At 62.4% G+C, this 25952-nt stretch carries 23 protein-coding genes; 15 read left to right on the top strand and 8 right to left on the bottom strand.

Annotated elements, in window-relative coordinates; genetic code table 11:
• The first annotated feature begins 5 nt into the window (after positions 1–5).
• The 9 genes from ruvB (at position 6) to DOM36_RS04275 (ending at position 7354) form a co-directional block, all read left to right on the top strand.
• Positions 6–1067, top strand: coding sequence for a Holliday junction branch migration DNA helicase RuvB (gene ruvB, locus DOM36_RS04315; RefSeq protein WP_075568704.1), 1062 nt, complete (start codon positions 6–8; stop codon positions 1065–1067).
• Positions 1060–1470 carry a tol-pal system-associated acyl-CoA thioesterase gene (ybgC, locus tag DOM36_RS04310; RefSeq protein WP_279626526.1) on the top strand — a complete coding sequence of 137 codons (411 nt, stop codon included), beginning with the start codon at positions 1060–1062 and terminating at the stop codon, positions 1468–1470. Before ruvB ends, ybgC begins: the two co-directional genes overlap by 8 nt.
• 25 nt (positions 1471–1495) lie before the next feature.
• The gene (gene tolQ, locus DOM36_RS04305; protein ID WP_198651212.1) at positions 1496–2173 is read left to right on the top strand and encodes a protein TolQ; all 678 of its coding nucleotides are present in this window, start codon (positions 1496–1498) and stop codon (positions 2171–2173) included.
• 14 nt (positions 2174–2187) lie between these two features.
• The gene (tolR, locus tag DOM36_RS04300; RefSeq protein ID WP_110641495.1) at positions 2188–2628 is read left to right on the top strand and encodes a protein TolR; all 441 of its coding nucleotides are present in this window, start codon (positions 2188–2190) and stop codon (positions 2626–2628) included.
• Between the two features lie 9 nt (positions 2629–2637).
• A complete protein-coding gene (tolA, locus tag DOM36_RS04295) occupies positions 2638–3789 on the top strand; it encodes a cell envelope integrity protein TolA (RefSeq protein ID WP_075568708.1) in 1152 nt (383 codons plus the stop codon).
• A gap of 68 nt (positions 3790–3857) precedes the next feature.
• The gene (tolB, locus tag DOM36_RS04290; RefSeq protein WP_232823737.1) at positions 3858–5114 is read left to right on the top strand and encodes a Tol-Pal system beta propeller repeat protein TolB; all 1257 of its coding nucleotides are present in this window, start codon (positions 3858–3860) and stop codon (positions 5112–5114) included.
• Between the two features lie 47 nt (positions 5115–5161).
• On the top strand, positions 5162–5674 hold the full coding sequence (gene pal / locus DOM36_RS04285) for a peptidoglycan-associated lipoprotein Pal (RefSeq protein WP_075568709.1): 513 nt from the start codon (positions 5162–5164) through the stop codon (positions 5672–5674).
• Positions 5675–5692: 18 nt separating this feature from the next.
• On the top strand, positions 5693–6547 hold the full coding sequence (gene ybgF / locus DOM36_RS04280; RefSeq protein ID WP_110641493.1) for a tol-pal system protein YbgF: 855 nt from the start codon (positions 5693–5695) through the stop codon (positions 6545–6547).
• A gap of 48 nt (positions 6548–6595) precedes the next feature.
• Positions 6596–7354 (top strand): YciK family oxidoreductase, encoded by a 759-nt coding sequence (locus DOM36_RS04275; protein ID WP_110641491.1) that lies wholly within the window; start codon positions 6596–6598, stop codon positions 7352–7354.
• 372 nt (positions 7355–7726) lie between these two features.
• On the opposite strand, the gene DOM36_RS04270 is transcribed toward DOM36_RS04275, so the two are convergent.
• Positions 7727–8428 (bottom strand): HAD-IA family hydrolase, encoded by a 702-nt coding sequence (locus DOM36_RS04270; RefSeq protein ID WP_110641489.1) that lies wholly within the window; start codon positions 8426–8428, stop codon positions 7727–7729.
• Positions 8425–9180: a bifunctional 2-polyprenyl-6-hydroxyphenol methylase/3-demethylubiquinol 3-O-methyltransferase UbiG gene (ubiG, locus tag DOM36_RS04265; RefSeq protein ID WP_075568713.1), complete on the bottom strand. Its 756-nt coding sequence runs from the start codon at positions 9178–9180 to the stop codon at positions 8425–8427. Before ubiG ends, DOM36_RS04270 begins: the two co-directional genes overlap by 4 nt.
• A gap of 289 nt (positions 9181–9469) precedes the next feature.
• On the opposite strand from ubiG, the gene galU reads away from it, so the two are divergent.
• Both galU and DOM36_RS04255 read left to right on the top strand, forming a co-directional pair.
• Entirely contained in the window at positions 9470–10357 is an 888-nt protein-coding gene (galU, locus tag DOM36_RS04260) for a UTP--glucose-1-phosphate uridylyltransferase GalU (RefSeq protein WP_075568714.1), read from the top strand.
• A 4-nt stretch (positions 10358–10361) separates the two neighbouring features.
• Positions 10362–11642: a nucleotide sugar dehydrogenase gene (locus tag DOM36_RS04255; RefSeq protein WP_075568715.1), complete on the top strand. Its 1281-nt coding sequence runs from the start codon at positions 10362–10364 to the stop codon at positions 11640–11642.
• 37 nt (positions 11643–11679) lie between these two features.
• Here DOM36_RS04255 and DOM36_RS04250 read toward each other — a convergent pair whose 3' ends face one another.
• Entirely contained in the window at positions 11680–12276 is a 597-nt protein-coding gene (locus tag DOM36_RS04250; protein WP_198651193.1) for a Fe-Mn family superoxide dismutase, read from the bottom strand.
• Between the two features lie 362 nt (positions 12277–12638).
• On the opposite strand from DOM36_RS04250, the gene DOM36_RS04245 reads away from it, so the two are divergent.
• From DOM36_RS04245 to msrA, 4 genes are all read left to right on the top strand, one after another.
• A complete protein-coding gene (locus DOM36_RS04245) occupies positions 12639–13664 on the top strand; it encodes a hypothetical protein (protein ID WP_075568717.1) in 1026 nt (341 codons plus the stop codon).
• 4 nt (positions 13665–13668) lie between these two features.
• On the top strand, positions 13669–15510 hold the full coding sequence (locus tag DOM36_RS04240; RefSeq protein ID WP_110641911.1) for an autotransporter assembly complex family protein: 1842 nt from the start codon (positions 13669–13671) through the stop codon (positions 15508–15510).
• The gene (locus DOM36_RS04235) at positions 15474–19646 is read left to right on the top strand and encodes a translocation/assembly module TamB domain-containing protein (RefSeq protein WP_232823722.1); all 4173 of its coding nucleotides are present in this window, start codon (positions 15474–15476) and stop codon (positions 19644–19646) included. The genes DOM36_RS04240 and DOM36_RS04235 overlap by 37 nt, the downstream gene beginning before the upstream one ends.
• Before the next feature lie 68 nt (positions 19647–19714).
• A complete protein-coding gene (gene msrA, locus DOM36_RS04230) occupies positions 19715–20353 on the top strand; it encodes a peptide-methionine (S)-S-oxide reductase MsrA (RefSeq protein ID WP_110641485.1) in 639 nt (212 codons plus the stop codon).
• 28 nt (positions 20354–20381) lie between these two features.
• Here the strand turns inward: msrA and DOM36_RS04225 are convergent, their stop codons facing one another.
• The 5 genes from DOM36_RS04225 to DOM36_RS04205 form a co-directional block, all read right to left on the bottom strand.
• Entirely contained in the window at positions 20382–21410 is a 1029-nt protein-coding gene (locus DOM36_RS04225) for a hydrolase (RefSeq protein ID WP_110641483.1), read from the bottom strand.
• Between the two features lie 8 nt (positions 21411–21418).
• A complete protein-coding gene (gene pepQ / locus DOM36_RS04220) occupies positions 21419–22756 on the bottom strand; it encodes a Xaa-Pro dipeptidase (protein ID WP_110641481.1) in 1338 nt (445 codons plus the stop codon).
• Positions 22753–23727, bottom strand: a complete 975-nt coding sequence (locus DOM36_RS04215) for a LysR family transcriptional regulator (RefSeq protein WP_110641479.1) — start codon at positions 23725–23727, stop codon at positions 22753–22755. The genes pepQ and DOM36_RS04215 overlap by 4 nt, the downstream gene beginning before the upstream one ends.
• A 129-nt stretch (positions 23728–23856) precedes the next feature.
• A complete protein-coding gene (locus DOM36_RS04210; protein WP_110641477.1) occupies positions 23857–24912 on the bottom strand; it encodes an oligopeptide/dipeptide ABC transporter ATP-binding protein in 1056 nt (351 codons plus the stop codon).
• The gene (locus DOM36_RS04205; RefSeq protein WP_075568724.1) at positions 24909–25925 is read right to left on the bottom strand and encodes an ABC transporter ATP-binding protein; all 1017 of its coding nucleotides are present in this window, start codon (positions 25923–25925) and stop codon (positions 24909–24911) included. Before DOM36_RS04205 ends, DOM36_RS04210 begins: the two co-directional genes overlap by 4 nt.
• Between the last annotated feature and the right edge of the window lie 27 nt (positions 25926–25952).

Below are 25952 nucleotides of genomic sequence, written 5' to 3'. Positions count from 1 at the left end.
GCCCCATGATCGAGCCCGACCGCCTGATTGCGGCGCCACCGCAGCAGGGCGAGCAGCAGGTTGACCATGCCATTCGTCCTCGCCGACTCGATGACTACATCGGGCAGCCGCGAGTGCGCGAACAGCTGGATATTTTCATCTCCGCCGCGCGCAAGCGCGGGGACAGCCTCGATCATACCCTGGTCTTCGGCCCGCCCGGACTGGGCAAGACCACCCTGGCCAATATCATCGCTGCCGAAATGGACGTGGACATCAAATCCACTTCCGGCCCGGTGCTCGAGCGTGCCGGTGATCTGGCGGCGATGCTGACCAACCTGCAGGCAGGCGACGTACTGTTCATCGACGAGATTCACCGCCTGCCTGCGGCGGTCGAGGAAGTGCTCTATCCGGCGATGGAGGATTTCCAGCTTGATATCATGATCGGGGATGGCCCCGCAGCACGCTCGATCAAGCTCGACTTGCCACCCTTTACGCTGGTGGGGGCGACGACCCGAGCGGGGCTGTTGACGTCGCCGCTGCGCGACCGTTTCGGCATCGTTCAGCGGCTAGAATTCTATGCCATCGAGGAACTGACCGAAATCGTCACGCGCTCCGCCCGTCTGCTGGGCGTGCCGGCAGACGTGGCCGGCGCTAGAGAGATCGCCAGACGTGCACGGGGCACCCCACGGATCGCCAATCGCCTGCTGCGTCGGGTGCGCGACTTCGCGGAAGTGAAGGGCGATGGCAGCGTCAGCGCATCCGTCGCCGATCAGGCACTGAACATGCTCAACGTCGACAGTCACGGGCTCGATCATATGGATCGTCGGCTGTTGCTGGCGATGATCGAGAAATTCGACGGTGGTCCGGTTGGTGTCGACAGCCTGGCGGCAGCGATCAGCGAGGAGCGCGATACGATCGAGGATGTGATCGAACCTTATCTGATCCAGCAGGGGTTCATGATGCGCACGGCGCGTGGCCGCGTCGTCACTCGCGCCGCCTACACCCACTTCGGCATCGTCCCGCATGAGCACGCGGCTGGCGACCGGGTGGCGCCAGGCTTGGACGATGGCGGAGCCATCAGTGAGTGAATTCGTCCTGCCGGTCAAGGTCTACATCGAAGATACCGATGCCGGTGGTATCGTGTACTACGTCAACTATCTGAAATTCATGGAGCGTGCGCGTAGCGAATGGTTGAACGCGCTGGGCTTCGGTCAGCGCGGGCTGATCGAGCAGGGCGTGCAGCTAGTGGTGCATTCCCTGAGTTGCCGTTATGCACGCCCGGCTCGACTCGATGATCCGTTGCAGGTAACGGTCAACGTCAGTCGTCTTGCTGCCTGCTCGATCCGGTTCGAGCAGGCCGTTCGGTATGACGGGGATACATTATGCGAAGCGACGGTCGATATTGCCTGTGTCGACGCGCAACGCCTGAAACCGATGCGTTGGCCCCGCGAACTTCGCGCGGTTCTGACGCCAGACATTCCAAGCCAGTGATTCGAGGATTTTCGTGAACGATTCCATGTCCATCCCCCATCTGATCCTGAACGCCAGTCTGGTGGTCCAGCTGGTCATGATCCTGCTGTTGGCCGCCTCTATCGCATCCTGGGTCGTGATCTTCCAACGCAGCTTCGCGTTGAGCAGAGCCAAGAAGGCCCAGAAAGCATTCGACGAGCGGTTCTGGTCGGGCGTCGATCTCAACGAGCTCTATCGCGACGTGCCGGAAAACCATCAGGCGCAGGGTTCGGAACATGTGTTCCGCTCCGGCTTTCGTGAGTTCAACCGTCTGATGCCCAAGACGCGCAGCAGTGAAGCCGTGCTGGATGGCGTACAGCGTTCGCAGCGGGTGGCCCTATCGCGGGAGGAGGACAGCCTCAATGCCAATCTGACGCTGTTGGCGACCGTGGCTTCCGCCAGCCCGTATATCGGCCTGTTCGGTACCGTCTGGGGCATCATGGGCTCTTTCCAGAGCCTGTCGATGGCCCAGCAGGCGACACTCTCGACGGTGGCGCCCTGGATCGCCGAAGCGCTGGTCGCGACAGCGATGGGGCTTTTCGCCGCGATCCCGGCAGTCATCTTCTACAATCGCCTGTCATCGATTGCCAGTCGCCTGCTCGGCGAATACGAAGACTTCGCCGAGGAATTTCATTCGATTCTGCACCGTAACCTGCAAGGTCGCGGTGGCAATCAGACGACCTGAGGCGGAGGTTCAACATGGGTGGACCCTATAGCCGCGATCACCGGCGCAAGCCGATGGCCGAAATCAACGTCGTCCCGTTCATCGACGTCATGCTGGTCCTGCTGGTGATCTTCATGATCACAGCACCGATGCTGACCCAGGGCGTGCAGGTCGATCTGCCCCAGGTCACCTCGGAACCGATCGATACCGATGAACAGGAGCCGATCATCGTCTCCGTGGATAGCCAGGGCGAATATTTCATTTCGCTGGGCGAGCAGGACAAGCCGGTCACGTTGCAGACCGTCGGCGATCAGGTCGTGGCGATTCTCGAGCGCAAACCCAACACGCCGGTGATGGTGCGTGGTGACAAGAACGCCTCCTATGGCCAGGTCGTGACGCTAATGAGTACGCTGCAGATGGCAGGTGTGGCGAATGTCGGATTGATTTCCGAGCCGCCGCAAGGCAACAACGGGTAAGGAGTCAGCATGGCGAAGCGAAACCGCCGTGTCGGTTACGGCTTGCCCGTCGTTCTGGCGATTGCCGTTCACGTGGTAGCACTGTTGATGACGATGCTGCGTCTGCCGGACAGCGAACCCACGCCAAGCTCGTCCTCCGTGGTGCAGGCGACGCTGGTCAGCGATGTGACAGCGACGGATCAGGCCCAGTACGCCAAGGAGGCGCGGGCACGTGCCGCCCAGCGTCAGGCCGAGGAGGCGGCGCAACAGGCCGCCGAACAGCAGGCGCAGGAAGCCGCTCAGCAGGCAGCGGAGCAGCAGGCTCAAGAACAGGCGCAACAGCAGGAGGCCGCGCGACAAGCCGCTGCAGAGCAGGCCGAGGCCGCGTCGGAGCGGCGCCAACAGGCGGCGGAACAGGCAGCGGCCGAACGGGCCGAAGCAGAAAAGCAGCAGCAGGCAGCCGAAGCCAAGCGTCAGGCTGAAGCCGAGAAACAAGCCAATGCCAAGGCAGAGGCCGAGAAAAAACGTCAGGCGGAGGCGGCTGCCAAGGCCGAAGCGGAAAAGCAGCAGAAAGCCGAGGACGAGAAGAAACGTCAGGCTGAAGCCGCCGCCAAGGCAAAAGCCGAGAAGGAGAAGGCCGAGAAGGAGAAGGCGGCGGAAGCGGCCAAGGCCGAAGCTGAGAAGAAGCGCCAGGCCGAGGCTGAGAAGAAAAAGGCCGCCGAGGCTGAGAAAAAACGTCAGGCCGAAGCCGCCGAAAAGAAACGCCAGGCCGAAGCGGCCGAGAAGAAGAAGGCAGCGGAAGCCGCGGCCAAGAAAGCCGCTGCTGATGCGCTGAGTGATTCGATCGCCAACGAACAGGAGCGAATCGCCAACGCCCAGCAGTCCGACCAGGCGTCGAACAGCTTCATCAACTTGGTCAAGCGGGCCGTCGAGGATCGATGGCACTTGCCGGCCAACGCGGACAATGCTTTGGTAGCACAAGTGCGTGTGAGACTGGGGCCTTCAGGTGAGTTGCTGGCAGCCAGCATCACGCGTAGTAGTGGCAACCCCAGCTTCGATCGCTCGGCCACGCAGGCAGTGGAAGCCGCAGCGCCGTTCCGCGAGCTTCAGCAGCTGGATGCCGGGCTGCAGCGGCGCTTTCGCGATTTCAATCTCAAATTCACCCCCGGGGATGTACAGTGATGAAACGATGGATGTCTCAAGGATGGAAAACCCTGACTGCCGGTTGGCTGGTGTCGTTGGTGGGACTGATGTGCCTGACGACCACGGCTCAGGCGCAGAACTTGACCATCGAGATCACCCGCGGCAGCGATCAGGCCACGCCGATCGCCGTGGTGCCGTTCGAATTCAGTGGTCAAGGTGGGCTGCCACAGGACGTGGCGCAAATCGTCAGCGACGACCTCGAGCACAGCGGCCAGTTCTCGCCGCTGAGCCGCAGTGCGCTGGTATCACTGCCCAGCAGCAGCGAAGATGTCTTCTACGATGACTGGAAGCGCGTCGATGCCCGCTACCTCGTGGTCGGCAAGATCGAGCCTCAGGGCGATCAATATCGCATCCAGTACGAACTCATGGATATTCTTGGCGGCAAGCGCATGCTGGGTGAGACGCTGACTTCGTCCAATGGCAATCTACGGGCCAGCGCCCATTACATCAGCGATCAGATATTCGAAGCGATCACCGGCATTCGCGGTGCATTCTCGACCCGGATCGCTTACGTTTCTGCCAGCGGCGCAGGGGACAACGCGCGGTATGCCCTCTATGTCGCCGATGCCGACGGTTACAACAGTCAGCAGGTTCTGTCGTCGGATGATCCGATATTGTCACCGGCCTGGTCGCCGGACGGTCAGAAGATTGCCTACGTCTCGTTCGAATCCGGCAATTCGGCAATCTACGTGCAGAACGCCTCGACCGGCGAGCGCGTGCGGTTGACCTCGTTCCGGGGAATCAACGGCGCCCCTGCCTGGTCGCCGGACGGCAGCAAGCTGGCGATGTCGCTCTCCAAGGACGGCCAGCCAGAAATCTACGTCATGAATCTGGCATCTCGCCAGCTCACGCGTCTGACCAACAATTCCGCCATCGAGACGGAGCCGGACTGGACGCCTGACGGCCAGTCGCTGATCTTTACCTCCGATCGCAGTGGCGCTCCGCAGCTCTATCGCATGTCTGCCAGCGGCGGTCAGGCCCAGCGGGTGACCTTCACCGGCAACTACAACTCCGACGGGCGGTTTTCTCCCGACGGCAAAACGCTTTTCATGGTGACTCGTGACGACAGCGGCTATCACGTGGCGAAGCAGGACATGGACACCAGTCGTGTCACGGTCTTGACGGATTCACGTTGGGATGAATCGCCCAGTGTCGCGCCGAATGGCACCATGATAATCTTCGCTACCCAGCAAGGGGCGCAAGGTGTGTTGGGGGCAGTTTCTTCGGATGGACGCGCGTCTTTCCGACTGCCTTCGGCGCAGGGTGACGTACGCGAACCCGCGTGGTCGCCGTTTCTGAACTAAACGACTACAGTCATTGTGTCATTCGACATCCGAGCAAGGAGATGACAATGCAAATCAAGACCTACGCCAAGACGTTAGCAGTCGCGCTTTCACTAGCCGTGGTGGCTGGCTGTTCTAGCAGTGGCGGCACCCAGGAAGGGGACATGGATGGCACTTCCGGCGGCATGTCCGGACAGGGCATGAACTCCGGTCAGGGCACTTCAGGCTCCCAGATGGGCGCCGGCGAGCAGATGCCTAGCGTCAACACCATCTATTTCGCATTCGACAGCGAAGAAATTCGCCCCGAGTTCGAATCCGTACTGCGCGGCCACGCTCAGTACATGATGGCCAACCCGAACGCCAACGTGACGCTGCAGGGTTATGCAGACGAGCGTGGCACCCGTGAATACAACCTGGGTCTCGGCGAGCGCCGCGCACAGGCGGTCGAGCGGTATCTGACTGTCCAGGGCGTGTCTCCGTCTCAGATCCAGATCGTGAGCTACGGTGAAGAGCGTCCGGCAATGCAGGGCCACACCGAAGAAGCTTACGCCAAGAACCGTCGCGTCGTATTCTCGTACTAAGTACCGACGGAGAAAAGCATGAAACACGGTCTGAAAAGACTGTGCGGCGCGGGAGCCCTGGTGCTCCCGCTGTCCGTATGGGCTCAGCAACCCGTCGTCGACGATCTCACCGGTCAGTCGAACGGTTTCTACAGTCAGACGGAAGCTCGCCAGAGTGGCGGGGGAACGCTGACGATTCTCAATCAGCTGCAGGATAACCAGCAGCAGATCCAACAGCTTCGTGGCCAGGTCGAAGAGCTACGATATCAGCTGGATCAGCTCAAGCAGCAGACTCAACAACAGTACCTGGACCTTGACGATCGCCTTTCCGGCGGTGGCATGGGGGCAGGCAGTCAGGAAGGCTCCGGCGGAGGCTCGAACGGCACTGCCAATGACGTCGACAGTACCAATGTCGACAGCGGCAGCGCCAATGATGTCGCCGGTGGCAGTGAACCGCCAAATGACAGCGTCAACGCTTCGGCGGGCAGTTCGGCGCAATCTGGCGCGAGCGGCGGCGGTGAAGAAGGACGCGATGCCTATCAGGCGGCGTTTCAGCAGGTGCAGTCACGCCAGTTCGACTCGGCGATCGATGCCTTTCGAACTTTTATCGATGACTATCCGCAGTCCAGCTTGCTTCCCAATGCCCATTACTGGTTAGGCGAGCTCTATTCGGCCCAGTCACAGGTGGATCAGGCAGCCGACGCGTTCGATACCGTCATCAAAGACTACCCGCAGAGCAGCAAGGTGCCGGATGCGCTTTACAAGCTCGGTCTGCTGAAAGCACGTCAAGGGGATACCGCGGGTAGCCGCGAGCTGCTAGAGCGGGTTCGCAGCGATTATCCCGACAGCAACGCGGCGCAGATGGCGAGCGATTTTCTCAATCAGATGGGCTGATCGAATCGGTCCATCGGTTACCCCGAATTCGCGACTCAGGACACGAGTATGACCTGCCACATCGATTATCAAGCGCCTCCAGGGTTGCTCGACGGAAAGATCGTACTGGTGTCCGGTGCCAGCGCCGGCATTGGCCGGGCTGCGGCCATGAGCTATGCGCGGCACGGGGCGACGGTGATCTTGCTGGGTCGCAGCATCAGTCGTCTCGAAGGGGTTTATGACGCCATCGAAGCCATGGGGGCGCCGCAGCCGGCCATATTTCCGCTCAATCTGGAGAGCGCGACGCCGCAGGATTATCTGGCGGTTGCCGCCAAGCTGGAAAAGGAGTTCGGTCGTCTTGACGGCCTGCTCCACAACGCCAGTATTCTCGGTGACCGAGTCACGGTCGAAGACTATGACCTGGCACTCTGGGCTCGAGTGATGCAGGTCAATTTCAGCGCCACGCTGGGGTTGACCCAGGCGCTGTTACCGCTATTGGGATGCTCGACCGGGGCCTCCGTCATCTTTACGTCCTCCAGCGTCGGGCGCCGAGGACGTGCCAACTGGGGCGCTTACTCAACCTCGAAATTTGCCACCGAAGGTTTGATGCAGATCCTGGCTGACGAGCATCAAGGCTCCGCGATCCGCTTCAACTCGCTCAATCCGGGCGCGACACGCACGAGCATGCGTCAGTCCGCCTACCCGGACGAGGATCCCCAGAGGCTTCGCACGCCGGAAGAGATCATGCCGACGTATCTCTGGCTGATGGGGCCGGATAGCCAAGGACTCAGTGGCCAGGCCTTCGATGCCCAGCCGCCGAAGCCTTGAGCTGACGCATCCACCCAATCTTGTCTAGGCACTGTCTGAAAACTGCCTGCACTGGCCCATGCGGCGTTAAAAATCAGCTGGTGCACCAGCCCGGTCAAGATGCTCATTGACACCGCGTAAACGGGTACGCCAGCCCGGTCCGTCTTCATCGATTTTTGCCTTGGCTACGCGCCCCGGTCTTGCCCTCGCTCGTCGACTTTCCAGACGAAACTAGTGTGGTGTCTCACAAACACCATCCAATAATACCGGTCCCTGGCGCCGCCATGCGGCGTTGCTCGTCGTTGCCATAGACCCCACTATGACGCCTCCTCGCGCCTGGCCTGGCAACGCCATGCATCCGATATTTCTTCGCGTTACTTGCGAGACGCCACACTAGCGTCCCATCCATGAGGTTCGCTGGGTTTTGGCGCTTGACGTCATGAGCTCGCTGGCGAGCAGTTCGGACGTATCGAACCAGCGTACTGCTGGCCACTCATCGATGGCCTCGTCGGCGGGGATATAACCGTAACGCACGGCGATCGCCGTCATGCCTGCACGCTGGGCCGCCTCCATGTCTCGCCGATGATCACCGATGTACCAGCACTGCGCGGGTGCTACGCCAAGCTCGCGAGCGGCAAACCATAACGGCTCGGGATCGGGTTTCCTGACCGGCAGGTCGTCAGCGCACACAAGGACGCCAGGACGCAATCCGAGCGCCTCGATCAGCGGCGCCGCGTACAGCCGCGGCTTGTTGGTCACGATACCCCAACCCCGATTGTCGGCTTCCCAGCGCGCGATGAGCGCTTCCAGCCCCGGATAAAGGCAGCTGTTGTCAGCCACGACCTCGGCATAACGGTCCAGCAGGTACTGGCGAGCACCCGCATGTGCAGGGTGATCGTTGGAGAGTTGGAGAGCCAGCGTCACCAGCGCGCTGCCCCCGTTGGAGACCTGCTCGCGGATGACCTGATAGGGTAGCCGTTCCAGGCCATGATGCTCTCGCAGCCGATTGGTGGCTTCCGCCAGATCGGGTGCCGTATCGACCAGGGTGCCGTCGAGATCGAACAGCAGCGCTTGCGGCAATGCACTCGAACTCATTTCTCGTCGCCGTTACCGGTCCACTCCGGACGTACATGCACCATGTAATTGACCGAAACGTCATTGGCCGTGAGGCGATAGCGTCGCGACACCGGGTTGTAGGTCAGTCCGGTTTGATTCTGGAGCCGCAGGCCGTGCAGTCGGCACCAACTGGACAGCTCCGAGGGGCGGATGAATTTACGATACTCATGCGTCCCGCGGGGTAGCAGGCCCAGCACGTATTCGGCACCGAGAATGGCAAAGGCGTAGGATTTCGGGTTGCGGTTGATCGTCGAGAAAAACAGATGTCCGCCCGGCTTGACCAGTTTGGCGCAGGCCTCGATGACCGAACTCGGGTCGGGAACGTGCTCGAGCATCTCGAGACAGGTCACGACATCGAATTCGCCAGCGTGCTCGGCAGCCATCGCTTCCACGCTGATGTGGCGATAGTCGACTTCCACGCCGCTCTCCATCTGGTGCAGGCGGGCGACGGCCAGCGGGGCCTCGCCCAGATCGATACCCGTGACTTCGGCGCCACGCATTGCCATGGCTTCACTCAGAATGCCGCCACCGCAACCGACATCGATGACGCGCTTGCCGGCGAGAGAAACCTGTGCGTCGATGAAGCCGAGACGCAGCGGGTTGATGTCGTGCAACGGCTTGAACTCGCCCTCACGATCCCACCAGCGGCTGGCCAGCGCATCGAACTTGGCAATCTCCGCCTGATCCACATTGCCGTGGAGGGCGACGTTGTCGTGATGCGATTGAGTCATGAATAGATTCCTTCCGGGAGATATCATCGCCTTGCCGACCGAACCGCTCTAAACGTCGTGAAAACTCGGAGCCGGTGCAGCAATGCGTGGCTTTACGATATTCTACTATGGACGGTAGCTTGACTGGATGCCAAGTTAGCAAAAACTGGATGGTGCACAGGCGGCACGATTGGTGTCGTCGTTCTGCGACTGTGCTTTCGGCTTCTCGCCCGCTAAGCTAGCGGGAGGATTCGATATCGGGACGCTGACTTCCGTTGATTACATACCCAGGAAGGGAAGGACTCAAAAGATGATTCGCAAGGCTGTACTGCCCGTCGCCGGCTTCGGCACACGTTGTCTCCCCGCCTCCAAGGCAATTCCCAAGGAAATGATCACTATCGTCGACAAGCCGGTGATTCAATACGTGGTCACCGAGGCAGTGAAGGCGGGTATCAAGGAGATCGTTCTGGTCACGCACTCCTCGAAGAGCGCCATCGAGAACCATTTCGACAAGCACTTCGAGCTCGAGACGCAGCTGGAAGCCAAGGGCAAGAACGAACTTCTCGAAGAACTTCGCAACATCATTCCCGACGACGTCAATATCATCAGCGTGCGCCAGCCCGAGGCGCTGGGTCTCGGCCATGCGATTCTCTGCGCCCGTCCGGTGATCGGCAACGACCCGTTCGCGGTCCTGCTGCCGGATGTCGTCATCGACGATGACGGCCTGGCCAGTAATGACCTTACCGGCATGATCAAAGCCTTCGACGAGACCGGCAAGGCACAGATCATGGTCGAGACCGTACCCAAGGAGTTGACCTACAAGTACGGTATCGTGGCGCTGGAGGGCGAGGAGCCGGTTGCCGGCAAGAGCGCGCCGCTGACCGGCATGGTGGAGAAACCCAAGGTCGAGGAAGCGCCGTCGACGCTGGCTGTGATCGGACGCTATCTGCTGCCGGGCGAGATCTTCCCGATTCTGGCCGAGACGCCTCCCGGCGCGGGTAACGAAATCCAGCTGACCGATGCGATCGAGACACTGCGCAAGCAAAGTGGCGCCGCCGCCTATCGGATGCAGGGTCAGACCTACGATTGCGGTAGCCAGCTCGGCTATCTCGAAGCGACGCTGGCACTGGGACGCAAGCATCCGACGCTGGGTGAAGGCTTCCGGCAGCTGATTCAACAATACGCAGCCGAGGAATAAGTCGATGCGGGTGGTCGTACATGGTAGCGAACTGGCCGCGGCGACTGCCGCGGCCGCATTATGCTCGGTTGGGCATCAGGTTACCTGGATGCCACATGCCGATTTCCCCTGGAAGAGTCTGGCCAATGCCGACTGGGTGATCAGCGAGCCCGGACTCAAGGATCAGATCGTGGCGGGCGAAGCCTCCGGCCAGTTGACGATCGTCGAAGACATTCCTGCCGATACCGATGCTGACGTGCATTGGCTGGCCCTGTCGCCGGACCAGCGCGACGCCGCCGAGCGTTACGTCAAGCAGGTACCGGGTCGCCAGACCACGCCGTTGGTCATCGTCAACAACTCCACCTTTCCGGTGGGGCAGACGGAAAAGCTGGAAGCGTTGTTGGGGCACTCCGGCCAGGTCGCCGTCGCGTTGCCGGACCGTATCGAGGAGGGGCGGGCCTGGGAAACGTTTACCCGGCCGGCCCATTGGCTGCTTGGCAGCGAAGAGGAGTGGGGCACGCAGCAGATTCGCGAATTGCTGCGCGCCTTCAATCGGCGTCACGAAGTGTTCCAGTTGATGCCCCGGCGCGCCGCAGAGCTGACCAAGCTGGCCATCAACGGTATGCTGGCGACCCGCATCAGCTTCATGAACGAATTGGCGGGTCTGGCCGATTCCCTCGATGTCGATGTGGAATTCGTACGTCAGGGAATGGGCGCCGATACCCGTATCGGTTTCGAGTATCTCTATCCCGGCTGCGGCTTCGGTGGCCCCAACTTTTCTCGTGATCTGGTCCGATTGGCCGATGTCCAGCACTCCACGGGCCGCGAGTCTCATCTGCTCGAGCATGTTCTCGACATCAACGAAAGCAAGAAAGAGACGCTGTTCCGCAAGCTCTGGAACCACTTCAAGGGCGAGCTCGAAGGCCGTACCGTCGCTATCTGGGGGGCGGCGTTCAAACCGGGCACGGCTCGGATCGATCACGCACCGGTGCTGACATTGCTGGAAGCGCTCTGGGCCCAGGGTGTCACGGTCAAGGTGCATGACCCGGCTGCGCTGCATGCGCTGGGAGAGCTTTATCCCGATCATCCGCAGCTCGAGCTGTGCGCGGGCGACTTCTACAGCGCTTGCGAGGGGGCCGATGCCCTGATGCTCGTGACCGAATGGAAGTGCTACTGGAACCCGGACTGGAGACGACTGCTGCAGGCGCTTAACACGCCGCTGATCCTGGATGGACGCAACATCTATGATCCGGCCTACGTCGCTTCGCGGGGATTCGTCTACCGCGGTATTGGCCGTCGCGCCTAGCCGGGAGGCGGCGGCTGCCCGAACGCGCGCCGGCTGGTCAGTCTGGCGCGCGCTCGGCAACCTCACTGTTGAGCTGCGCGTACTCCCAATTCAGGTGCGGCCACAGCGCATCGAAGTACGCCCCACGCTGCTGGGCATGATCGATCCGGTAGGCGTCCTCTGCCAACGTGATGGCCAGCAAGGGTGTCGATCCCGCGGGCGCCTGCCCCGGCGCCGAGGTCGCCAGCAGTAACTCCCCTCGAGGACCCTCCACCAGCCAGGACCAACCGCCAGCGCTGCTCTGGACCTGTTGCCGCCACTGATACTGAAGCGCTCCCACGCCGCCGAAGGCGGCATCGATCCGTCGACTCAGTGCGCCGGGGACATCCACACTCCGCGCGTTCAGCCCATGCCAGAAGAACACCAGATTCCAGGCCTCCTGGGCGTGATGGCGCACGGTTTCATCACCGGCTTCTGCCAGCGCTGCCAGGGATCGATCGTCCTCTGGAGACAGAGCTGCATTGAGGGCATCGATATGACGGCGATGGCAATGACTGTAGAGCAGATCTACCTGAGCCCGAGACACTCCTGGCTCCAGCGAATGGCGCTCGAAGGGAAGGGCGGGTAGTTCGAATCGGGCCGCTAAGTGAGACATCGTACTCATCGGTGTGGTGAAAAAGTGGGTCGAAGCCATCCGTGAATCAACAGCGAGTGATCGAGGCAAGAGTGGGAGTCAACAGGCCAAGCCAGGAGATTGCCGGGGCATGCTATCGCGAATGGCACCGTTTTCGCCAATGCGCCGGTCGCTTCTCCGGCTCCTGCTGTTAACATGCGAACCCTGCGCTGCCAAGCCTAGGCTTTGCCCCGGCTTTCACGTAACGTAATCATAGTTAGCGGCTCGAGATCGGCTCGCGGTGATGATATCTCGAGAACTCGGGGTCTGAGCTGTTGGACACCGAGCATTGTCTCCGCTTCTGGGTCAGGTCAGCATCACTATTGGCAAGGTATACGACGGCAATGCCATCACCATCCGACGAGCATCGTGCATCCCCGACCATCGTGCCCGATCGCGGCGACATGACGTCACCGCGCCGGACAACCCGCCACTACCAGGGTTCGCCGGGCCGGCGTCCGCCCAGGGTATGGCCGCTATGGATTTTTATCCTGCTGTTGATCGCCGGCGCCGGCCTGGGCGGCTGGCAGCTCTGGCAGAGACTGCAGGCGCAGGATGCCCAGATCGCCAAGCTCAACCAGCGCCTGGACGCCACCGGTTCGACACTGGATGCCTCCGGCGAGAGCCTGCGTGGCGAGTTCGATCGCTTGCGCGATCAGCTCGAATCCACCCAGGCGGCGGTGGGCAGTCTGGAAACCCGGGTCGCCGATTCTCGGCAGGGCGATCAGATCGCCAAGCAGTTCGAATCGCTGCAGCAGACCGATGACGATCTTCGGGATCTGATCGCAACGCTGCAGTCCTCGTTTACTGCGCTCGAAAGCACCGGTGAAGATGAACGGGGCGCGCTGGCTGCTCGCCTTGGCACGCTGGAGGGTAGCCAGCAGCAGCAGGACGACCGTCTCGACTCAGTCGATGAGACGCTCGATCGGCAGCAGCAGGCCGACCAGAAGTTGTCCGATCAGCTCACCGCGTCGCTCGAGACATTGCGCCAGAATCAGCAGGATCTTTCACAGCAGGTCGAGGCAAACGACGGCTCGGATACACGAACGGCCATGACGGACCTGCAATCTTCGCTTTCGAAACTTCAGACTCGTGTCGACACGCTGGCGCAGCAGGAGACGCCCTCCTCGGACGCGCTGGAACAGATTCGTCGTTCGGTGACGGAACTTCGACAGGGGCAGACCGCTCTCAATGCGGGACTCGAATCCCTGCAGTCGCGCATCGGCAATCTGCCCTCCGGCGCCAGCGCTTCCCAGATTCGCGAACTCAACGAAAGGTTGGGGTCACTCGAGGCCAGCCGCGCCCAACTGACGCGCCGTGTCGCCTCGTTGATCACCAATGTGTCTGAACTACAGCGCGGCGGGGGTTGAGTCGATGATCCACCTCAAGGTCCTAAGGACGGGACTGATCTGCCTTGCGCTACCCGCCGCGGGGCAAGCCTGGGCACTGGACGTGACCGTCAACGGATTGAGCGGCGCTCCCGCGGAAAACGTCGTCAACATTCTCTCCGAACTGGATGCCAATAGTCAGTCGACAAGGCAGCGCCTGGATGGTGTGGTGAGAAATCGTGCCCAACAGGCGCTTCAGGCATTCGGTTATTACAACGCAACGCTTGCCACTCGCTATCCCGACAAGAGTAACGAGCAGGTCGTCATCGACATCGAGCCTGGCGAGCGCACCAAGATCACTCAGGTCGATGTCTCGCTCGAAGGGGATGCCAAGAAGGACGAGGCGTTCGAGGATGTCGTGCAGTCGAACCCGCTCAAGGTGGGGGACCCGCTACTGCATTCCCGTTATGACGGCTTCAAGGCAAAAATCTCGACCCTGTCGCTGGAGCGCGGCTACTTCAATTCCCGTTTCCGTCAGCAGCGGATCGAAGTTCGCCCATGGGAAAACAGCGCCCGTATCTTCCTCGATTTCGACAGTGGCGAACGCTACCGTTTTGGACAGGTCCACTTCCAGGGGAGCCAGATCGAACAACGGCGTCTGAAGGCGATGATTCCGTTCGCGCCTGGAGATCCCTATCTCGCCGGTGACCTGGCGACGCTCAACCAGAACCTGGGGCAGACCGACTGGTTCAGTGGCGTCGCGGTGCGCCCGCGCGTCAACGAAGAGTCATCGCCGGCCGCACCCAGCCAGTGGTGGCGTGAGGCAACCGGCCGCGATACTACTGCCGATACCTCCGCGGTGCTGGGCGGGCCCGGTTTGAACGCCGCCAGAGAGCTGACCGATAGCCGCCCCACGGTGGTGCCGGTCGATGTCGAACTGACACCGGCGGATCGCCATCAGTTCGAGGTCGGCGTGGGCTATGCCACCGACGTCGGACCGCGGACGCAGTTTTCCTGGACCATGCCCTGGCTGAATCGCTACGGCCACAGCCTGACCAACTCGCTGTATCTCTCGGCGCCGGAACAGCGCTTCTCGGGGGAGTACACGATCCCGCTCGAGAATCCGTTGAGGGACAGCTACCGGGTTCGCTACGGGCTCAAGAACATCGACAATGAAGATACCAAGAGCTTCGAGAGTTCGGTGCAGGTGGCCCGCCACTGGGAGTTTTCCAATGGCTGGATCCAGGATCTCTACTGGCAGACGACCTACGAGGACTTTACCCAGGCCGATCAGGACGATGCCGTGCTGCTGCTCTATCCCGGCATCAGCTGGTCGCGCACGCGCAAGCGCAACCAGACCTTTCCGAGCTGGGGGGACAAGCAGCAGTTGACGCTGGAGTGGTCGGACCCGGCCTGGGGCTCGGAGGCGCGTTTCGTGCGAACCACGTTCGATTCGCAATGGATCCGGATGCTGGGCACCGAAAACCGCTTCGTCGGTCGAATCGGTGGCGGTGCCATGGCGACCAACACTTTCGACAAGATACCCCCATCGCTGCGCTTCTTCGCCGGCGGCGATCAAAGCATCCGCGGCTACTCCTACGAGAGCCTGTCGCCTGAAAACGACGATGGCGAACTTCTCGGCGGCCAGCACATGTTGACCAGCAGTATCGAGTATCAGCGCCACCTGACCGGCAACTTCTGGAGCGCCACGTTCGTCGATACGGGTAACGCCTTCGATGAATGGTGGCCGGATGAACTCAAGACCGGCGCCGGGGTCGGCGTGCGCTGGATATCACCCGTCGGGCCGATCCGTTTCGACATCGCCCATCCGTTTGACGACGAGGAGGACTCTTGGCGTCTCCATTTCTCCATCGGACCGGAGTTCTGATTCGGCTTCTGGTGTTTCTGATCCTGTGGCTGCTGGGTCTGGTGCTGACGCTCGTCGGGTTGGGGTTGTCACCCTGGGGCAGCCATTGGCTGTTCGAGCAGGCCCAGTCGCGCGGCTGGGTCGAAGCCCAGCGTTTCGAGGGTGCGCCGCTCGATGAGTTGACCATCGACGGGTTGCGTCTCTCCGCCGGCACGCTGGATCTTGCCGTGGATCACTTCCACCTGGCGTGGGCCGAGGATTGCCTGCTCAAGGGGCGAGTGTGTCTCGACGATCTGAGCATCGCCGGGGCGCGTATTCGGCTGAGGGAGAGCGATACCCAGGCCCCGCCGCCGCCCGAGGCGGAGGATGGCGGAGGCATGCCGTCGATTGCCGTACCGTTACCCATCGAGATCCGTCAGGTTCGGCTGGATGATGTGGGCATTCGCCTGGCCAACGGTACCGACATCCATTGGCAGCATTTCCAGACCGGTGCCGACATGTCCGGCAATCACCTGAAACTGCTGCCGACGACGCTGGAACAGACGCGCATTCAGTTGCCACGAAGCCCGGGGCAGACGCTCGCCATGCCCGAGCTTGGCACGGGCGTCCTGAGCCCGGACGCCATCGATGCCTCGGTCGCCATCAATGCGCCCGATGAGGACACGACAGCGCCGGAGACGCCTGCAGAGCGCATGCGACCGGCAGCGCTCCCCGACGATTCGCCGACGATGGCGTTGTCACCGTTGACGCTGGCCGCCGCGGCCAATGTCGCCGACGCCGATACCCAGCAGCCCGACGCCCGTCTCGAACAGATCGAGCAGAGTCTCCAGGCGCTTCGCGAGCAACTGCCCGATATCCAGTTGCCGCTGGAGATCGAGGCACCGGACGTAACGGTCACTGATCTAAGGCTGGACGGCCCGACCCCGCAACAGCTGGATCGCCTGGCGCTCTCATTCTCGGCCATGGATCGCAAGATCGAGATCCAACGGCTGCAGCTGGAGTCGCCGGAGGGTCATGCCGAGCTCACCGCCAGTGCGGAGCTTCAGGGCGATATCCCGCTCTCGCTGTCGATACAGGGGCGGGTGACCCGGGCCCCCGTCTACGGACAGACGGTCACGCTCGACGCCGACGGTACGCTTGCCGATCTGAACGTCAAGCTGCACACCGTCGGTCATGCCGAGGCGTCGGTCGATGCGCGAGTTCAGGCCTTCGAACCGGGAGTACCGTTCTCGCTTCACGTCGACACCGGTCGACTGCGTTGGCCGTTGGCCACACGGCCCTTTGCGCCTTTTACCGATCTGGACGGAGGCATCGACGAGAATGCGATCCTCGCGGCACGCGAACTACGCGGCCCGGCACCCGTCGGCAGGGCCCCGTCCGAACCCGCGATCCAGTACCAGCTCGACCATCTGGGACTGGATGTCGATGGCACGTTACGGAACTACCGTGCCGCCATCGATCTTGCCGGTCAGGGCGAGGGGTTGCCGCCCGTCACGTTGAATCTTGCGGGCGAGGGGGATCTGGATCATTTCCATTGGCAACCGATGCAGCTGGCAAGCCAGGGCGGCAAACTCCAGAGCCAGGGGACGGTGCGCTGGGCGCCGGCTCTCTCCGCCAGCCTGAATCTGGATTTCCAGAATCTCCCACTCGGGGCCTTCACCCAGGCCGTCAGCGGGCAGTTGAACGGCCGAACGCGCGCGGCTTTCGCCATGCGTGACGACGGCGGCTGGCAGCTGTCGGTCCCGCAACTGGCGATCGATGGCAAGCTGCAGCAGCGGGCACTCAAGTTGAACGCGCAGGTCGACGGTAACAGCGAGATGCAGTGGGATATTCGCGAACTCGACTTCCGGCAGGGTGACAACCGGATTACCGCCCGCGGGCGTATCGATCAGAATCTCGACATCGACGGTCGGATCGATGCTCCCGCGCTGGGCACCATACTGCCGGATCTTTCTGGTGCGTTGCGGGGTCAGTTTCAGGGCCGCGGAACACTGGAGCGTCCGCAGATCGCGATCGATCTTCAGGGCAACGATGTCGGCTATGCCGAGAATCGGCTCGAACAGTTGACCCTCAAGGCCAATTCCACCGGCACTCAGGATCCACAGTTCGATGTCGATCTCGCGGCAAGCGGCATTCAGACCGGAGGCCAGCAGATTCGCTCCGTCGATCTGGGGCTCGCCGGCCGCCTGTCCCGGCATCAGCTATCCCTCGACATGAGCGGTGGCGAGGGCCTGCCCGTCTCGCAAGCGTCCATCCGCCTGGAGGGTGGACTCGATAGCGCCTATCAGCGCTACCAGGGCGCATTCTCGAGACTGTCGGCCTCGACCGACTACGGCGATATTGGACTGCGCGACTCGCTGAATTTCAACGCCAATCTGACCCAGTCAAGCGCCACGATCGCGCCGTTCTGTCTCGCTCGTCAGCAAGGCGGTGCGCTTTGCCTGACCGAGCGCATGAATGCCTCAAAGGATCAGGGACGAGCCGCGCTGTCCATCGATGACATTCCAATGGCATTGCTCAACGACTTCATGCCGAGCGATTGGCAGATCGATGGCCAGACGAATGGCAACGTGGTCGCCAGCTGGTCACGAGGGGGGCAGGCCTGGGCTGCCAACGCCGACATCGATAGTAACGTGGCGGTCAGCGGCGTCGACGCGAGGGGTGCACCCTGGCAGGTGCCGGCAGCGACGATGTCACTGTCGCTGGATGCCAACCAGCAGCGGGCGGAAACCCGGCTCGATCTGCAACTGGAAGACGCGGGCCGGGTTCAGCTGCAGGCCCGGATCGATGATCCGGCCGGCGATGGTGCGCTGCAGGGTCGACTGCAGCTGAACGATCTTCGTTTCAGCCCATATCAGCCGCTGGTGGCGGGAATCGATCAGTTGGAAGGCGCCGTCAACGGTGATGTCTCGCTCGGTGGCACGCTGGCCATGCCGGCATTGAATGGCGATATCGTGATCGATGGCGTCAAGGTCAAGGGTGGCGTCTCGCCGATCGCGGTAACGGACGCCCGACTGACTCTGGCGTTACAGGGGCAGTCGTCGACGCTCGAGGGTTTCGTGCAGAGCGATGAAGGGCGGCTCGATCTCACGGGCAACGCCGACTGGCAGGAGCCGGCCGAGTGGCGGGCCAACGTCAACATCGATGGCACCGAATCGCCGCTGCTGGTGGCGATGCCGGCTTACGGTCGCCTGAGAATCGCCCCGGATCTCCAGATCCATGCCATGCCGCAGCGGTTGCAGGTGCGAGGTGACGTCAGCGTGCCGTGGGCGCGCCTCGAGATCGGTCAGATTCCCTCGTCGGCCCAGGCGCCCAGCAGCGATGCCGTCATCATCACCGAGGAGGAGGATCGCCAGCAGCAGGCCGCGGCCGCCGCCCGCCAGAACGAAGAGGGCGCCGGTACCGCCCAGGCACTGGCCGATGCGGGGATGCAGCTCGACGTCCGCGTCAACCTTCACCTGGGTCCGGACATGAAACTGGAAGCCTACGGGCTCGAGGCGGGCCTCAGGGGCGAGCTGCAGGTGCGTCAGGGCACGGGGCCGGTTCAGCTGTATGGCGACGTCAATCTCGTCGACGGCACCTACACCTCGTTCGGACAGGACCTGATCATCCGTCAGGGACAGGTCTTGTTCAGCGGGCCGGCGTCGCAACCGAGTCTGCAGTTCGAAGCCATCCGCAACCCGGATACCACCGAAGACAACGTGGTGGCCGGGTTGCGAGTCACCGGTTCGGCATCGGCGCCGCGCCTGACGATCTTCTCCGAGCCGGCAATGACGGAGAGTCGAGCACTCTCCTACATTCTACGGGGCCGAGCCCCGGAGGATTCCGGTAGCGGGGACGACGCCCTGACCTCGGCTTTGATCGGGCTCTCGCTATCCCAGACCGGTAGCGCCGTGGGACAGGTGGGCCAGGCCTTCGGTGTGCAGGATCTGAGCCTGGATGCCTCGGGTTCGGGTGACGACAGCCAGGTGGTCGTCAGCGGTTATGTGTTCGACGACTTGAAGGTGAGCTATGGCGTCGGCATATTCTCTCCCATCGCCGAACTGACCTTGCGCTACCGCCTGATCCAGAACCTCTATCTGCAGGCCGTTTCAGGGGCAGCGCAGGCCGTCGACCTGATCTACACGTTCAGCCTGGGTCGGGCGAGTGGCACCTGAGTTCCCACATTGACATTGTCGGCGTCCGGCCATGCCGTGCGCCCACTTCGATCACTCGGAGATAAGCCATGTTTCAACGACGTTCCGAATCGTTGCCAACCGCGGAGACAGCACTCCCTGGCCGCAACACGCCGATCACCATCAGCGGCGAACATCTGATCAACGGCGCCTCGATGCTGCCACCGTTTCCGGCCGGTACCGAGCAGATCGTACTGGGGCTCGGCTGCTTCTGGGGCGCCGAGCGTCTGTTCTGGGAGCTGGATGGCGTGGTCGTCACGGCAGTGGGCTACGCCGGCGGCGTCACGCCGAATCCTACCTACGAAGAGACCTGCACCGGCAAGACCGGGCATGCCGAAGTCGTGCGGGTCGTTTACGACCCGGCCCGCGTGTCGCTGGCGTCGTTGCTGGGCACGTTCTGGGAAGCCCACGACCCCACCCAGGGAATGCGCCAGGGCAATGATCTCGGCACCCAGTATCGCTCGACGATCTACACCACCAGCGAGAGTCAGCGTGCGACGGCCGAGCAGAGCCGCGACGAGTATCAAGCGGCGCTGCAATCTCAAGGGCTGGGGAAGATCACGACCGAGATCCGTCCACTGGAAACGTTCTACTATGCCGAGGAGTATCATCAGCAATATCTCGCCAAGAACCCCAATGGCTATTGCGGCCTGAAGGGCACCGGTGTCAGCTGTCCGTTACCCGCCTGATCCCGAAGGGACTGCCTCTCGGCAACGCTTATCGATCGTGCTGAGGATAAGGTACGGTTAGGCGCTGTCTGCGAGGCGCCCACTGCTGTAGTTGCGCCTCGACGCGCCGGGTCAGCCAGGAGCACAGGCGCCCGTCGCGTCTCTCCACATACCCGACGTGGCCACCGTGGCGAGCAATTTCCACCCGCACCGATGGCGAGGGTGGCGGCAATCGCGAAAACAGATTTGCCGGCATGAACGGGTCGTCGTCGGCATGCAGAATCAGTGTCGGCAACTCGATTTCCCCCAACAGCGGACCTGCCGAAGCTCTGCGATAGTAGTCACTCGCGGAGTGGAACCCGTGCAGCGGGGCGGTGACGTCATTGTCATACGCCCAGAAGCTGTTCAGCTGGCGAACCTGTTGCGCATTGATCTTGAGGGGCAAGGGCATGGCTTCCATTCGCGCCAGCACCTTGCGTTTGAGCTGACGCAGCAGGTAGTGCTGGTAGAGGCGGGAAACGCCCTGATTGAGGGTGTCGGCGCTTGCGGCAAGATCCAGTGGTGCATTGATCGCGATGGCCCCCTCCAGCGGTAGACCATCGCCACCCTGTTCGGCGACCAGCTTGAGCAGCATGTTAGCCCCCAGCGAAACGCCCGCCGCGGCCATCAGTGCATGGGGGTAGCGCTGGGCCAGTTGACCCATGATCCAGTACGCATCGGCGGTGTCCCCCGAATGATAGGCTCGCGGCAGCCGGTTCGGCGTCTGGCCGCAGCCGCGAAAATGCATCAGCACGCCGCGCCAGCCCATTCGGCCCGCAGCGTGGAGCAGTTCGCGGGCGTAGGGTGAATCGAACGATCCTTCCAGGCCGTGGAAAAGCAGAAAGATCGGCGCGTCATGGTGCTGAGGCGCTGGCCGAATCCAGGCCAGTTCCACGAAATCGCCATCCGGCAGATTGACGATTTCCGTGTCTCTCGCTACGGGTCTCAAGGGCAGTACCCGCGGCAGCATTGTCTGGAAATGCGCATTGTGCAGCCCCGACGGCGGGCGAAAGTCAGCCGATACGATCGTGCTTGCCATGGAAAGCTTCAGTCCTCGGCGACCGGTCTGCCCTGGGTCAGATTGTCGTGCCCCTCCGATGTGATGATCACGTTATCCTCGACCCGGATGCCACCATGATCCTGGAGCCGGTCGACGGCGGCCCAGTTCACCGCATCACGCTGCGGCCCCTCGCGAAATGGTGCCAGCAACATCGGAATCACGTAGATCCCCGGTTCGATGGTAACCACCATGCCGGCATCGAGGGTGCGGGTTAGACGCAGAGCGGGGTCCGCGGCCGGAGGCGGCAGTGGTGCACCCGAGCCATCCCGCTGACGCCCTCCCACGTCATGAACCTGAATGCCCAGGCTATGCCCCAGCCCGTGCGGACAGAAGGCGCGCGTCAGGCCGCTCTCCATGGCGGCTTCGGTGCTGGTCGATATCACATCTGTATCGATCAGCAGCTCGGCCAGATGGCGATGCATCTCCTGGTGCAGCTCGATGAAATCCAGCCCTGGAGCCAGACGTGAAATCAGATGCTGCTGATAGTCGGTCACGCCCTGGATGAGCCGCTCGAACAGCGGGTCGGCTCGAGTGGAGGCCCAGGTACGGGTGATGTCTGCCGCGTAACCCGCATGGGAATGGCCGGCATCGACCAGCAACGATTTCGGCGTATCGGGGGCATCCACGTCGTAGTGTTGATAGTGAAGAGTGCCGGCATGGTGATTGATGCCGATGATATTCTGATAGGGGACCTGGGATTCCCGCTGGCGAGTCGCCGCGAGATAGGCGAGCTGGATATCCAGCTCGCCGGCGCCCAGCGCGAAGGCTTCCCTGGCGGCATCATGGCCGGCCAGCGACCACTGGTTGGCGACGAACAGGCAGTGTCGTTCGTAGTCGTCCTTGCGCATGCGCAGTTCATCCAGCGCGGCTAACAGTGCCGGCGGATTGAGTTCGGCCCCGAGAGGCATCGACGATGCTTCCAGATTGCCGATCACCGCCAGTCGCCGGGCGGAAAGGTCTCGCGGGGGCGGCCAGCCGGTATCACGGAGCGGCTGTGGCGTCAGCACTTCCGCCAACACGCCTTGGGGTGCCGGTGTGGCCAGGTGCCAGAAGTCTTCCGGTGCGTAGTAGTACCAGCGGGGCGAACTGCCGGGCTGGATCAGCAGCCAGTCGTGCTGATGGTGACTGGCGCCGGTCCAGTGCACGAAATGACCGTAGCTCTTGAAAGAGGCTTCCTGGTCATCGGCGAAGTGAACGCCGGCGTGACCGCTGTAGATGAGAACGGCATCGAACTTGTGGGCGGCCAGAACATCAGCGTACGACGCCTTCAGACGTTCGAGATGCGCGCGCTGTAGGGTTTCGAGGGTGTCGATGGGGAGGTTCATTGTGCGGTTCCTGTCGTTGAAACGGACGTTGAAACGGACGTCGAGGCTGTCGCCGGCATTGTCGTCGCGCCGGCGGAGAGCTGGGTCAGCAGACCCGGCAACGTGGGGTGTCGGCTGTCCTGGCGAAAGTAGAGGCGCAGCGATAGCGGCACATCCCAGCGCTGATCACCGGCCCGCGTCAGCTCGCCGGTCTCGAGCAGATGCCGAACCGTCCGCCAGGGCAGCCATCCGAGCCCATAACCCTGCTGCACCAGTTCGCGGATGTTGGAGGTCTGGACGTTCTCGTTGAGCGTGGCCAGATGCACCTCCTGACGGGAACGCCCCCAATGCGCCTGCAGCGCCGCGGCGATCAATCCGCTGGGATGATAGGCAATATGCGGAACCGGTTCGCGCTTGCTGCCGGGCAGCGCGAAACTAGGGTGGCCATCGAGATTGGCCACGCTGACGGGCACCAGTCGCTCCTCGCCGATCTCGAGATAACGCACGCCACTGAGATCGATATCCAGTGTCGTACGCCCCTCCGGCCAGTAGCACAGCGCCAGATCCACCTCGCCGCGCTCCAGCGCCTGGAAATACTCCGCGATCAGCCAGCTCGTCGCTCGCAGATAGGGTTCGATCTGGGGCTCGATCGCGTTCGCTTTCACCCACCCGGGAATGAAATGCGTCAACAGGCTCTGGGGCGCTGCGAGTTTGACGCGACGGGCGTCCTCTCGACCCAGGTTTTTCAGCCGCTCCCGCGTTACCCGCACGCGCTCGGTAATCTGTTTGCACAGAATCAGGAACTCTTCGCCGGCCGGCGTCAGGCTGAGTGGCAGCGTCTGACGATTGATCAGCGTGGTGCCCATCGATTCCTCGAGCAGTTTGATGCGTCGCGAAAACGTCGGTTGGGTGACATTCTGTTGATCGGCGGCACGAGAAAAATGACGCGTTTCGGCCAGGACGATGAAGTCCTCGAGCCAACGTAGTTCCATGGTGTTCTCTATCGTCAATCACACGGTTTCGATGCGGTGGACGGTGGGTTGGCAGATCGACTCGTCAGCATAGAACCGATTCGAAACAGCCTACCCGATACGCCCCGAGTCGACTATTGAAGACGACCATCAGATGCGTCCCTCCTCGACGGCGTGGCATGCAACCTGATGATCGCCCCGAAGGGCGAGCGGCTCGGGATTCTCTCGTTGGCAGCGCGCGTCGGCGTGGGGGCAACGTCCGCGAAACACGCAGCCTCTCGGCGGCGCGATCGGCATGGAAGCCTCGTCTCCCAGCCGGAGCGGCGCCACATGCCCATCTTCCAACCGTGGACTGGCTGCCAACAGCGCCTGGGTATAGGGATGCCGAGGGTGGGCGAATAGCGTGTCGGTGTCCGCCAGTTCGCAGATCGTGCCCAGATACATCACCGCCACCCGGGTAGCGAAGTGCTCGACGACCGCCAGGTCGTGGGTGATGAACAGATAGGTCAAGCGTCGCGCCGCCTGGGCATTCATCAGCAGGTTCAGGATCTGAGCCTGGACCGAGACATCGAGGGCAGAGACGGGCTCGTCGGCGATGACGAACTCGGGGTCCACGCTCAGCGCGCGAGCGATGGCGATGCGTTGCCGCTGTCCGCCGGAGAACTCGTGTGCGAAGCGTTCGCTCCAGCCGAGATCGATGCCCACGTCGGCCATCAGCGAATCGGCTCTGTCACGAATCCGCGAACGCGACCAGCCCGGATGGTGGAGGCGAATCGGCTCCTCGAGGCTCTGTCGTACCGTCAGCCGCGGGTTGAGCGACGCATAAGGGTTCTGGAAGATCATCTGCATGCGCTGGCGAAACGGGCGCCACTGCTTGGCACTCAGGTGATCGATGCGCTGGCCGTCATAGTGAACTTCCCCCTCGCTTGCCCTCAGCAGCCCCATGATCAGCCGCGCCAGGGTCGATTTGCCACAGCCCGATTCGCCCACCACACAGAGCGCGTCGCCGCGCTGGATCTCCAGATCGACGCCGTTCACGGCATGAATCCGTTGACGACGCCAAGCCCGGCTGTGCTTATCGAAACGCCAGGGCAGCAGGCGATCCGGGTACAGCGCGAAACGCTTGCGCAGGCTAAGCACCTTGACCAGCGGTGCGGGGACGTCGGCAGCGCGACCCAGCGTCCGCAATGCGTCGATCGGGTTCATGGCATATCCTCCTCGACGGGCGCGGTTGCTATCAGCTCCTGCACCCAGTGGCAGGCGACCTGGCTGTCACCGGATACGATGATCCCGGGAACCCGTTCGCGGCAGTCCTGGCGTGGCTGCCCGGAGGAGGTGAATCCGTATCGGCAGCGGGGGTGGAAGGCACATCCGTCCGGCGCCCGGGAAAGCGTCGGCATGTTGCCGGGGATCTGCGCCAGACGCTGACGGGGCAGCGTCATCTGGGGCAGGGCGTTGATCAGCCCCTGGGTGTAGGGATGCTGCGCGTCATTGATGATCTCACGGGTCGGGCCCTGCTCGACGATGCGGCCGGCGTACATCACCAGCAGGCGCTGCGTCAGTTGACCGATGACACCGAGATCGTGAGAGATCACGATCAGACCGACGTTGTGCTTGTCGCAAAGCTGCCTGAGCAGGGCGATGATCTCGGCCTGGATGGTGACATCGAGGGCAGTGGTCGGCTCGTCGGCAATGATGATGTCGGGATCCAGCAGCAGCGCGATGGCGATCACGACGCGCTGGCAAAGTCCGCCGGAAAGCTGATGCGGATACTGCTCGAGGCGCTGTTCGGGTGACGACACCTGCAGCTGGCGTAGCTTGTGGAGCGCCAGGATCCTTGCGTCGCGGGCGGCAATCCGGCGGTGCGCCTTGAGACTCTCGATCATCTGCTGGCCGATGGTCAGCACCGGATTGAGCGTCGTCAGCGGATCCTGGAAGATCATCGCCACCCGATTGCCCCGGATCCGGCGCAACTGGCGATCGGACAGCGGGGTCAGCTCGCGCCCCTCGAACCGAACCTGGCCCCTGACGATACGCCCGGGGCGGGAGAGCAGTTTCAGCAGGCTGAAGGCGAGCACCGACTTGCCGGCACCGGATTCGCCAACGATGCCCAGACGTTCGCCACGTTCTAGCGTGAAACTGACATCGCGCACCGCTCGTATCTCCCCGTCTCTCGACGGAAAGCACACCTCGAGATGCTCGACTTCCAGTAACGCCATGGCAGCGGTTCCTTGAGCTGAATTCTT

It is taken from the genome of Salinicola sp. CPA57, from assembly GCF_003206035.1.
Taxonomy (GTDB): Bacteria; Pseudomonadota; Gammaproteobacteria; order Pseudomonadales; family Halomonadaceae; genus Salinicola; species Salinicola socius.
Note: the sequence above shows the minus strand (reverse complement) of the source record. Positions and strands in the feature narration are given on the sequence as shown.

Excerpts from the sequence above, each read along its gene's own strand:
- ruvB (WP_075568704.1), top strand. The coding sequence starts at position 6 with ATGATCGAGCCCGACCGCCTGATTGCGGCGCCACCGCAGCAGGGCGAG.
- tolQ (WP_198651212.1), top strand. The coding sequence starts at position 1,496 with ATGTCCATCCCCCATCTGATCCTGAACGCCAGTCTGGTGGTCCAGCTG.
- tolR (WP_110641495.1), top strand. The coding sequence starts at position 2,188 with ATGGGTGGACCCTATAGCCGCGATCACCGGCGCAAGCCGATGGCCGAA.
- tolA (WP_075568708.1), top strand. The coding sequence starts at position 2,638 with ATGGCGAAGCGAAACCGCCGTGTCGGTTACGGCTTGCCCGTCGTTCTG.
- tolB (WP_232823737.1), top strand. The coding sequence starts at position 3,858 with ATGTGCCTGACGACCACGGCTCAGGCGCAGAACTTGACCATCGAGATC.
- pal (WP_075568709.1), top strand. The coding sequence starts at position 5,162 with ATGCAAATCAAGACCTACGCCAAGACGTTAGCAGTCGCGCTTTCACTA.
- ybgF (WP_110641493.1), top strand. The coding sequence starts at position 5,693 with ATGAAACACGGTCTGAAAAGACTGTGCGGCGCGGGAGCCCTGGTGCTC.
- DOM36_RS04275 (WP_110641491.1), top strand. The coding sequence starts at position 6,596 with ATGACCTGCCACATCGATTATCAAGCGCCTCCAGGGTTGCTCGACGGA.
- DOM36_RS04270 (WP_110641489.1), bottom strand. The coding sequence starts at position 8,428 with ATGAGTTCGAGTGCATTGCCGCAAGCGCTGCTGTTCGATCTCGACGGC.
- ubiG (WP_075568713.1), bottom strand. The coding sequence starts at position 9,180 with ATGACTCAATCGCATCACGACAACGTCGCCCTCCACGGCAATGTGGAT.
- galU (WP_075568714.1), top strand. The coding sequence starts at position 9,470 with ATGATTCGCAAGGCTGTACTGCCCGTCGCCGGCTTCGGCACACGTTGT.
- DOM36_RS04255 (WP_075568715.1), top strand. The coding sequence starts at position 10,362 with ATGCGGGTGGTCGTACATGGTAGCGAACTGGCCGCGGCGACTGCCGCG.
- DOM36_RS04250 (WP_198651193.1), bottom strand. The coding sequence starts at position 12,276 with ATGTCTCACTTAGCGGCCCGATTCGAACTACCCGCCCTTCCCTTCGAG.
- DOM36_RS04245 (WP_075568717.1), top strand. The coding sequence starts at position 12,639 with ATGCCATCACCATCCGACGAGCATCGTGCATCCCCGACCATCGTGCCC.
- DOM36_RS04240 (WP_110641911.1), top strand. The coding sequence starts at position 13,669 with ATGATCCACCTCAAGGTCCTAAGGACGGGACTGATCTGCCTTGCGCTA.
- msrA (WP_110641485.1), top strand. The coding sequence starts at position 19,715 with ATGTTTCAACGACGTTCCGAATCGTTGCCAACCGCGGAGACAGCACTC.
- DOM36_RS04225 (WP_110641483.1), bottom strand. The coding sequence starts at position 21,410 with ATGGCAAGCACGATCGTATCGGCTGACTTTCGCCCGCCGTCGGGGCTG.
- pepQ (WP_110641481.1), bottom strand. The coding sequence starts at position 22,756 with ATGAACCTCCCCATCGACACCCTCGAAACCCTACAGCGCGCGCATCTC.
- DOM36_RS04215 (WP_110641479.1), bottom strand. The coding sequence starts at position 23,727 with ATGGAACTACGTTGGCTCGAGGACTTCATCGTCCTGGCCGAAACGCGT.
- DOM36_RS04210 (WP_110641477.1), bottom strand. The coding sequence starts at position 24,912 with ATGAACCCGATCGACGCATTGCGGACGCTGGGTCGCGCTGCCGACGTC.
- DOM36_RS04205 (WP_075568724.1), bottom strand. The coding sequence starts at position 25,925 with ATGGCGTTACTGGAAGTCGAGCATCTCGAGGTGTGCTTTCCGTCGAGA.